Origin of the sequence: Rathayibacter sp. AY1D5, assembly GCF_002932515.1 — a bacterium.
Taxonomy (GTDB): Bacteria; Actinomycetota; Actinomycetes; order Actinomycetales; family Microbacteriaceae; genus Rathayibacter.
The window spans coordinates 1-8,891 of record NZ_PSVU01000078.1; the positions used below are offsets into that span (position 1 = coordinate 1).

Here is an 8,891-nt window from a genome sequence, read left to right on the forward strand (position 1 = left end):
ACGCTCATCCCGAGCTGCGTCGCCCGGAGGGCCGCCGCGCCCGCCGCCTCCCCGGAGCCCACCGACTCCAACCCCGGCTACGTCACCCCGCTCGTGCGTAAGCTCGCCGGCGAGAACGGCATCGACCTCTCCACCCTCACGGGAACCGGAGTCGGCGGCCGCATCCGCAAGCAGGACGTCCTCGACGCGGTCGAGGCCGCCAAGTCGGCTCCGGCCGCCCCGGTCTCGGCGCCCGCCGCCGCAGCCGCCAAGGCCGCGCGCACCCCGCTCGAGACCTCGCCCCTCCGCGGCACCACGCAGCCGATGTCGCGCCTGCGCAAGGTCCTCGCGCAGCGCGCCGTCGAGTCGATGCAGACGAGCGCCCAGCTCACCTCGGTCATCGAGGTCGACGTCACGGCGGTCGCCCGCTTCCGCGACTCGGTCAAGAAGAGCTTCCAGGAGAAGACCGGCGCCAAGCTGTCCTTCCTCCCGTTCTTCGCCCTCGCGGCGGCCGAGGCGCTCAAGGCCTACCCGGTGATCAACTCGACCCTCGACGGCGAGTCGATCGTCTACCCGGACCACGAGAACATCAGCATCGCCGTCGACACCGAGCGCGGCCTGCTGACCCCGGTCCTCAAGAACGCGTCCGAGCTGAACCTCGCGCAGATCGCCTCCACCATCGGAGACCTGGCCGAGCGCACCCGCAACAACAAGCTGAAGCCGGACGAGCTCGCCGGCGGCACCTTCACGCTGACCAACACCGGTTCGCGCGGGGCCCTGTTCGACACTCCCGTCGTGTTCCTGCCGCAGACCGCGATCCTCGGCACCGGCATCGTCACAAAGAAGCCGGCCGTCGTGCAGGTGGACGGTGCTGACGCGATCGCGATCCGCTCGACCGTCTTCCTCGCGCTCTCGTACGACCACCGCACGGTCGACGGAGCCGACGCGGCGCGCTTCCTGGTCGCGATCAAGGAGCGCCTCGAGGAGGGCTCGTTCGAGAACGACCTCGGCATCTGAGACGCTCCCCCTGAGCGCGCCTCTCACGAGGCCGCTCCGGTGTAGACGTCGCGGATGAGCCAGCCGGCCTCCGTCCTGATGATCAGGACGGAGGCCGCTGTCGTCCCCGGGGCCGTCCGGAGGTGCACGACCGCCGATGCCCCGTTCACGTCGACGAGGACGGCCGATGCCTCCCCCGTCTCCGGGACAATGGAGGAGGGGCCGTCCGCTGCGTCGCCGAGCGGCGAGTCCGCCGTGACCAGCCCGCGGGCGCACTCCCGATCCCCGCACGCGCGCACCGCGTCGATCAGCACCTCCGCCGCTTGCTCGGCGTCGAGCGAGGCCGCCGCGACCGGAGCCGGCGGCGCCGCGGTCGCCACCGCCGGCGGAGTCGACCGAGCCGGAACGGGCGCGGCTGCGGTCGACGCCTCCGCATCCTGCACCTGCCGACCGGGCCCGCCCGCGAGCGATCCGGCGAGCACCGCTCCCAGCACGATCGCCGTCCCGACGGAGAGCGGTCCCCGACGCCGGACGACGAACGCCCGGAGGCGGTCCTGCCAGCCGTCGAGCGGATGGACCCGCCGGTGCCGGGCAGCCGGAGCAGGCACCGCCTCCCGACCCCGTGCACCCGCGCCGGACGTCGGCAGCGCCCGCACCGCCTCGCCTATCCCCTGCGGATCAGCGAGTCCGTAGAGGTTGCCCTCCAGCGCCAGCAGGTCGCGGTGCCGCGAGAGGGCGGCGACCGGCAGCTCCGGGCAGAGCATCCCGAGGCGCTCCAGAACCTGCTGCAGCGCGTCGCGCGCCGCACGCGGGGTGTCGACGGCGGGCGTCGTCAGCAGCAGCAGGGGCCGACCCTCCTCCGTCAGGCCGATGTCGTCCGTCGTCGGAGCCAGCCATGCTCCCTCGAGGGCGGCCGAGCGGACCGCGCCCACCACGGGGGCGAGGAGGGTGACCGCGGCGCCGAGTCCGATCCCCCGCTCGACCCGCAGGAACCTCTCGAGCGTGGCGACGACGGGAGGGGCGGTCGAGACGATGCACCTCCTCGGAGACGACTCCACCCGGACGATGCGCTCGCGGTGGCGGTGCTCGGCGAGCCGAGCCACCGGCGACGCCTGCAGCGCCTCGGCCTCCCGCGGCCGCATCGTCCGCTCGGCCGGCGGTGCGGCACCCGGTGCAGGCGTCCGCCGCCTCCCCGTCCGCACTCCGCCGATCCTCCGGCCCTGGACCGTCCCGCTGCTCGTCATGAGGCGAGCCTGACCGCAGACCGAGGCGGAGGACGCCCGTCTATCCCGATCGGTGGACGGATCGGCGCGCGCGCCCTCTGTGGAGGAGTCCGATCCGCGTCCGGGGTCCGCCGCCGCGCTCCCGCTCGGTATCCTTGACGTCATGGCACGCAGCACGGAACCGTCGACGAAGGCGGTCAAGGAACCCGGACGTCTCAAGCAGATGTGGCAGGTGTTCCAGATGACCCGCCGCTACGACAGCAGCGCCGTCTGGATCATCCTCCTCGCGCTCCTGCTCCCGATCCTGCTCGGCGTGCTCCTCGGCATCCTGCTCGGCAACGGCAACGGCTTCGTGATCGCGCTGTGGATCATCGTGGGCGTGATGGCCGGCCTGGTCGCCGGACTCGCCGTGCTCTCGCGCCGCGCCGAGCGCGCCGCCTACGGGCAGATCGCCGGGCAGCCCGGCGCGGTCGGCGCCGTCCTGCGCAGCGGACTGCGCGGCACCTGGACCGGCGGCGAGATGCCCGTCGCCGTCAACGGCAAGACCCAGGACGCCGTCTACCGCGCCGTCGGCCGCGGAGGCGTCGTGCTGATCGCGGAGGGCCCCGCCTCCCGGACCAAGCGCATGCTCGAGGACGAGCGGCGCAAGGTGGCGCGGATCCTGCCGAACGTCCCCGTCACCTTCGTGCACGTCGGCTCCGACGCCGATGCGACTCCACTGCACAAGGTGCCGAGCCGCCTCTCGAAGACGAAGAAGGTCCTCACCAAGGCCGAGGTCCTCGCGGTGAAGAACCGGCTCTCCTCGCTCAACACGTCGCTGCCCATACCGAAGGGCGTCGACCCCTTCAAGGTGCGCCCTCAGCGATCGCGCTGACGCACGACGCGACAGGCCGGTCGGGATCTCTCCCGGCCGGCCTGCTTCGTCTGCGGCGCGAGTCAGTAGCGGACGAGAACCGTCCCGGCCACCTTGTCGTGGAAGCCGCGCTGGTCCGAGTCCCAGACGAGCGCCGGCACCAGCACGGCCAGCAGCACAGAGCGCACGATCGGGCGCCACACGCCGACCCAGCCCCCGCCGAGACGGATGACGCGCATCCCGAGCAGGCGGTGCCCGATGCTGCCGCCGATGGTGGGGATGAAGACGACCTGCAGCAGGACGAACAGCAGCAGGCTCGCCCAGCGGTCGTAGTCGAAGAACGCGAGCGACAGCAGAGCGGCGACGGCGAAGTCGACGGCCAGGGCGGCGATGCGGCGGCCGGACCGTCCGACCGAGAGGCGGCCCTCTCGGGGGAGGCCGAGACGCTCCCCCGGGTACGAGCTCGGGGCGGCGTCGGCGAAGGTCCTGCGGTCGGCGGCTGGCATCCTCCGATCCTATCCGCGGCGTCTCGGAGCGGACCGAGGAGCGGGTGGTCCGGCAGACGACGTGGAGCCCGACCCCGGACGGGCCCCGTAACATGTCGGAAACAACAGGGACACGGTGGGGAAACCCCCCGTCACTACCCTGGAACGGCTGCGCTCTGCAGCACCCCGTCACGCCATTGGAGACCTTTGCATGTTTAAAGATTCTTCCGAGGTGCTCTCGTTCATCAAGGACACGGACGTCAAGTTCCTCGACATCCGGTTCACCGATCTCCCCGGTGTCCAGCAGCACTTCAACATCCCCGCCTCGACTGTCGATGAGGAGTTCTTCTCCGTCGGTCAGCTCTTCGACGGGTCCTCGATCCGCGGATTCGCGAACATCCACGAATCGGACATGCAGCTGATCCCTGACGTGACCACCGCCTACGTGGACCCGTTCCGCGTCGAGCGCACGCTGATCCTCGTCTTCGACATCTACAACCCGCGCAACGGCGAGATCTACTCCAAGGACCCGCGCCAGGTCGCGAAGAAGGCCGAGAAGTACCTCGCGTCGACCGGCATCGCCGACACCGCGTTCTTCGCCCCCGAGGCGGAGTTCTATATCTTCGACGACGTCCGCTACGAGATCACGCAGAACTCCGCGTTCCACTCCGTCGACTCGGTCGAGGGCGCCTGGAACTCGGGACGCGTCGAGGAGGGCGGCAACCTCGGCAACAAGACGCCCTACAAGGGCGGCTACTTCCCGGTGAGCCCCGTCGACAAGCAGGCCGACCTCCGCGACGACATCTGCCTCAAGCTGATCGACGCCGGCCTCATCCTCGAGCGCTCGCACCACGAGGTGGGCACCGGCGGCCAGGCCGAGATCAACTACCGCTTCGACACGATGGTCCACGCGGCGGACGACATCCTGAAGTTCAAGTACATCGTCAAGAACACGGCCGAGCAGTGGGGCAAGACCGCCACGTTCATGCCGAAGCCGCTCTTCGGCGACAACGGCTCGGGCATGCACACCCACCAGTCGCTGTGGAACGACGGCACGCCGCTCTTCTACGACGAGAACGGCTACGGCGGTCTCTCGGACCTCGCGCGCTGGTACATCGGCGGCCTGCTCAAGCACGCTCCCGCCGTCCTCGCGTTCACGAACCCGACGGTCAACTCGTACCACCGCCTGATCCCGGGCTTCGAGGCGCCGGTCAACCTGGTCTACTCGGCCGGCAACCGCTCCGCGTCCATCCGCATCCCGATCACCGGCACGAACCCGAAGGCCAAGCGCATCGAGTTCCGTGCGCCCGACGCCTCCGGCAACCCGTACCTCGCGTTCGCCGCCCAGCTGATGGCGGGCCTCGACGGCATCAAGAACCGCATCGAGCCGCACGAGCCGGTCGACAAGGACCTCTACGAGCTGCCCCCCGAGGAGGCGAAGCTCATCCCGCAGGTCCCCGCGACCCTGGGCGAGGCGCTCGACGCCCTCGAGGCCGACCACGACTTCCTCCTCCAGGGCGGCGTGTTCACTCAGGAGCTCATCGACACCTGGATCGAGTACAAGCGCGAGAAGGAGATCAAGCCCCTCGCGCAGCGTCCTCACCCGTTCGAGTTCGAGCTGTACTACGGGGTCTGATCCCGCAGCACTGCCGAAGGGCCGTTCCTCCTCGGAGGGGCGGCCCTTCGCCGTCCCCGGCGCGCGGGCGTCAGCGGTAGGAGGGAGCGTCTCCCGCGGCCGGCCCGTAGAACAGGCGCTCGAAGACCGCGCGTGAGCGGCGGGTCACGCCGAGGTAGTCGTCCTCGAGCGCCGTCGCGGACCCGGCCGGGTACTCCAGCAGGCGCGCGACGCCCTCGAGCTGCCGGCGGTCGGTCGGGAGGACGTCGCTGGTGCGGTTGCCCCAGAGCGTGGTGCCCGAGCGGACACGGGACGCGAGGATCCACGCGGCACGCAGCCGCTCCGCGTCCTGCGGGCCGACCATGCCCTCCTCCTCCGCGACCGCGAGGGCGGTGAGGGTCGAGGTGGTCCGCAGCGCCGGGGTCCGCCGCGCGTGCTGCAGCTGGAGGAGCTGCACCAGCCACTCGACGTCGCTCAGCGATCCACGGCCGAGCTTGAGGTGACGGCGGGGGTCGGCGCCCTGCGGCAGACGCTCGCTCTCGACCCGTGCCTTGATCCGCTTCACCTCGCGGATGTCGCGGTCGGAGACCGCTCCCGGGTAGCGGACCCCGTCAGCCAGCTCCTCGAAGTCCTCGATGAGCGCCTGGTCCCCCGCCACTCCCCGCGCCCGGAGCAGCGCCTGCGCCTCCCAGGTCAGCGACCAGCGGGCGTAGTAGGCGCGGTAGGAGTCGAGGGAGCGCACGAGGGGCCCGTTCTTGCCCTCGGGCCGCAGGTCGGCGTCGAGGTCGAGCGGCAGGCGGGAGTCCTCCGTGAGCCGGACCAGCTCGGCGACGACGAACTGCGAGTAGAGCTGGGCCTGGTGCGGCTCGGCGGTGCCGGGTCGCTGGACGTACATCACGTCGGCGTCGGAGCCGAAGCCCAGCTCCGCTCCCCCGTACCGGCCCATGCCGATGATCGCGAACTCCGCGTCGGCGCCGGGCCGGGTCGCACTGCCGCGCCGGATGGCGGCGAGCACGCCGCCCAGCAGTGCGCTGATGATGTCGGTGAGGCTGGTCGCGATCTCCTCGATCGAGCTGAGACCGAGCACGCCCCCCATGGCGGTCCGCAGCACCTCGCGCCGGCGCATCGAGCGGAGGACTGAGGCGACCGCGTCGGGCGTCTCGTGCCGGGCGAGCACGGCGCGCACCTCCTCGGCGAGCTGGGCGGCGCTGCGGGGGCGGAGGGCGTCGTCGTCCTCGAGCCAGGCCGCCGACTCCGGGATGCGGTCGAGCAGCTCGCCGACGAAGCGCGATCCGGAGAGCACCGTGGTGAGCCGCTTGGCGGCTCCGGACGAGTCGCGCAGCATCCGGAGGAACCAGGGCGTCCCGCCCAGTGCGTCGCTGAGGCGCCGGAACGCGAGCAGGCCGTAGTCGGGGTCCGGTCCGTCGGCGAACCACTGCAGCATCACCGGCACGAGGTGGCGCTGGATGCTCGCGCGACGCGAGACGCCCGAGGTCATCGCGGCGATGTGGCCGAGCGCCCCGCGGGCGTCCGCGAAGCCGATGGCGGCGAGGCGCGCCTCCGCCTGGTCGGTGGACAGCTCGGCGCCGCCGTCGGAGAGCGCGGCGACCGCGGAGAGCAGCGGACGGTAGAACAGGCGCTCGTGCAGGCCCCGGACGCGGTGCTTGATCCCGTTCCAGACGCTCAGCAGCTCCTCCGCCGTGCGGGCGAGCCCGCTGGAGCGGGCGAGGGTCCGCAGCTCGTGCTCGTCCCGCGGCATCAGGTGCGTGCGTCGCAGGCGCCGCAGCTGGAGGCGGTGCTCGAGCAGCCGGAGTGCTCGGTAGTCCTGCGCGAACTCCTCGGCGGCGGAGCGGCCGATGTACCCGCGGTCGGCGAGGGCGCCCAGGGCGAGCAGAGTCCCGGGCATGCGGATCTCGTCGTCGGTCTGCCCGTGGACGAGCTGGAGCAGCTGCACCGTGAACTCGATGTCGCGCAGGCCGCCGGGCCCGAGCTTGATCTGGTAGTGGACGTCGTTCTGCGGGATGTTCTCGGTGACCCGCTCCCGCATCCGCTGCACCGACTCGACGAAGTTCTCGCGGGAGGCGCTCGACCAGACCTTGGGCGCGACCGCGTCGACGTACGCCCGCCCCAGCTCCTGGTCGCCGGCGAGCGGACGCGCCTTGAGCAGCGCCTGGAACTCCCAGCTCTTCGCCCACCGGTCGTAGTAGGTGATGTGCGACTCGAGGGTGCGCACGAGCGCGCCCTGCTTGCCCTCCGGGCGCAGGTTCGGGTCGACCTCCCAGAGCTCCGGCTCCATCGCCAGCGCAGAGGTTCCGCGCATGAGGAGCACGGCGAGCCGGGTGGCGACGTCGATCGCACGGGCGTTCGTCAGCTCCTTCTCCGGGTCGCCCTCGGCGACGAAGATCACGTCGACGTCGCTGACGTAGTTGAGCTCGGACGCTCCCGCCTTGCCCATGCCGATGACGGCGAAGCGGGTGGCGGCGACCTCGTCGCGGCCGAAGCGACCCGGGCCCGCGCCCTCGACCAGCTCGGTCCGCGCCACGGCGAGGGACGCCTCCAGCGCGGCTCCGGCGAGGTCGGCCAGCGCTCTCGTCACCCGGTCGATCGCCGCGACGGGGTCGGCCTGGCTCAGGTCGTGGACGACGATCCTGGTGACGAGGCGGCGGTACCGCACGCGCAACGCCGTCCAGCCCGCCTCCTCCCGGAGCGACGAGAAGCCGTCGACGGCGCCGACCGACTCGAGCAACTCGGCCTTCATCTCGGCGCGCCCGGGGAGCGTGCGCACCGGCTCGAGCACGCTGGCCAGCTCGTCGGGCCGGCGCTGGAGGAAGTCGGCGAGGCCGGAGGAGGCCCCCACCACCAGAAGCAGCCGGGTCAGGGCCTCGTCGTCGGCGAGGACCGCGTCCATGCTGTCGCGGTGCCGTCGCAGCAGGTCGATCAGAGCGAGCAGCGCCTCGTCCGGGTCCGCCACCCGGGCGAAGGAGGGCAGCACCGACTCGAGCTGCCGCCCGGCCAGCTCCTCCGCCTCGGCCAGCCGTGCCCCGGTCTCGCCGAGCGCGGCGAAGCCGAGGCGTGCGACATCGCGGAGGGAGCGTTCGCGGGGCATGGCCGAGGCGTCAGAGCATCTCGAGATTGCTGCGCAGCTCGTACGGCGTGACCTGGGCGCGGTACTCGGCCCAGTCCTTCCGCTTGTTGAGCAGCACGAAGTTGAACACCTGCTCGCCCAGCGTCTCGGCCACGAGCTCGGACTCCTCCATCAGCGAGATGGCGCGGTCGAGGCTGGCGGGCAGAGCGCCGTAGCCGAGCGCCCGGCGCTCCGCGTCCGAGAGGGCCCACACGTTGTCCTCGGCCTCGGCCGGGAGCTCGTAGCCCTCCTCGATGCCCTTCAGCCCGGCCGCCAGGAGCAGCGAGTACGCCAGGTAGGGGTTCGCCGCGGAGTCCAGCGCCCGGTACTCGATGCGGGAGGACTGCCCCTTGTTGGGCTTGTAGAGCGGGACGCGCACGAGGGCGGACCGGTTGTTGTGGCCCCACGAGACGTAGCTGGGCGCCTCGTCGCCACCCCAGAGCCGCTTGTAGGAGTTGACGAACTGGTTCGTCACGGCGGTGATCTCCGGGGCGTGCTTGAGCAGGCCCGCGATGAACTGGCGGCCGAGCTTCGAGAGCTGGTACTGGGCGCCCTGCTCGTAGAACACGTTCACGTCGCCCTCGAAGAGCGAGAGGTGCGTGTGCATGCCCGAGCC

General features: G+C 71.6%; 6 protein-coding genes and 1 pseudogene. 3 read left to right on the forward strand and 4 right to left on the reverse strand.

Annotated elements, in window-relative coordinates:
• A partial coding sequence (sucB, locus tag C5C82_RS16315; RefSeq protein ID WP_104355382.1) for a 2-oxoglutarate dehydrogenase, E2 component, dihydrolipoamide succinyltransferase occupies positions 1 to 996 on the forward strand: 996 nt, incomplete at its 5' end.
• Between the two features lie 23 nt (positions 997 to 1,019).
• Here the strand turns inward: sucB and C5C82_RS16320 are convergent.
• Positions 1,020 to 2,219 (reverse strand): hypothetical protein, encoded by a 1,200-nt coding sequence (locus C5C82_RS16320; RefSeq protein ID WP_146086020.1) that lies wholly within the window; start codon positions 2,217 to 2,219, stop codon positions 1,020 to 1,022.
• Between the two features lie 142 nt (positions 2,220 to 2,361).
• Between C5C82_RS16320 and C5C82_RS16325 the strand changes: the two genes are divergently transcribed.
• Entirely contained in the window at positions 2,362 to 3,072 is a 711-nt protein-coding gene (locus C5C82_RS16325; protein WP_104355385.1) for a DUF4191 domain-containing protein, read from the forward strand.
• Positions 3,073 to 3,134: 62 nt separating this feature from the next.
• On the opposite strand, the gene C5C82_RS16330 is transcribed toward C5C82_RS16325, so the two are convergent.
• A complete protein-coding gene (locus tag C5C82_RS16330) occupies positions 3,135 to 3,557 on the reverse strand; it encodes an RDD family protein (protein WP_104223667.1) in 423 nt (140 codons plus the stop codon).
• A gap of 190 nt (positions 3,558 to 3,747) precedes the next feature.
• Between C5C82_RS16330 and glnA the strand changes: the two genes are divergently transcribed.
• A complete protein-coding gene (gene glnA, locus C5C82_RS16335) occupies positions 3,748 to 5,172 on the forward strand; it encodes a type I glutamate--ammonia ligase (RefSeq protein WP_104223668.1) in 1,425 nt (474 codons plus the stop codon).
• Positions 5,173 to 5,242: 70 nt separating this feature from the next.
• Here the strand turns inward: glnA and C5C82_RS16340 are convergent, their stop codons facing one another.
• Together C5C82_RS16340 and C5C82_RS16345 are read right to left on the reverse strand one after the other, a co-directional pair.
• Positions 5,243 to 8,257: a bifunctional [glutamine synthetase] adenylyltransferase/[glutamine synthetase]-adenylyl-L-tyrosine phosphorylase gene (locus tag C5C82_RS16340; RefSeq protein ID WP_104355384.1), complete on the reverse strand. Its 3,015-nt coding sequence runs from the start codon at positions 8,255 to 8,257 to the stop codon at positions 5,243 to 5,245.
• A gap of 10 nt (positions 8,258 to 8,267) precedes the next feature.
• A pseudogene (locus C5C82_RS16345) lies at positions 8,268 to 8,891 on the reverse strand (glutamine synthetase); the annotation flags it as partial.

What these genes read in the sequence shown, in the direction of transcription:
- C5C82_RS16325 (WP_104355385.1), top strand. Translation starts at nt 2,362, where the DNA reads ATGGCACGCAGCACGGAACCGTCGACGAAGGCGGTCAAGGAACCCGGA.
- C5C82_RS16330 (WP_104223667.1), bottom strand. Translation starts at nt 3,557, where the DNA reads ATGCCAGCCGCCGACCGCAGGACCTTCGCCGACGCCGCCCCGAGCTCG.
- C5C82_RS16340 (WP_104355384.1), bottom strand. Translation starts at nt 8,257, where the DNA reads ATGCCCCGCGAACGCTCCCTCCGCGATGTCGCACGCCTCGGCTTCGCC.
- C5C82_RS16320 (WP_146086020.1), bottom strand. Translation starts at nt 2,219, where the DNA reads ATGACGAGCAGCGGGACGGTCCAGGGCCGGAGGATCGGCGGAGTGCGG.
- glnA (WP_104223668.1), top strand. Translation starts at nt 3,748, where the DNA reads ATGTTTAAAGATTCTTCCGAGGTGCTCTCGTTCATCAAGGACACGGAC.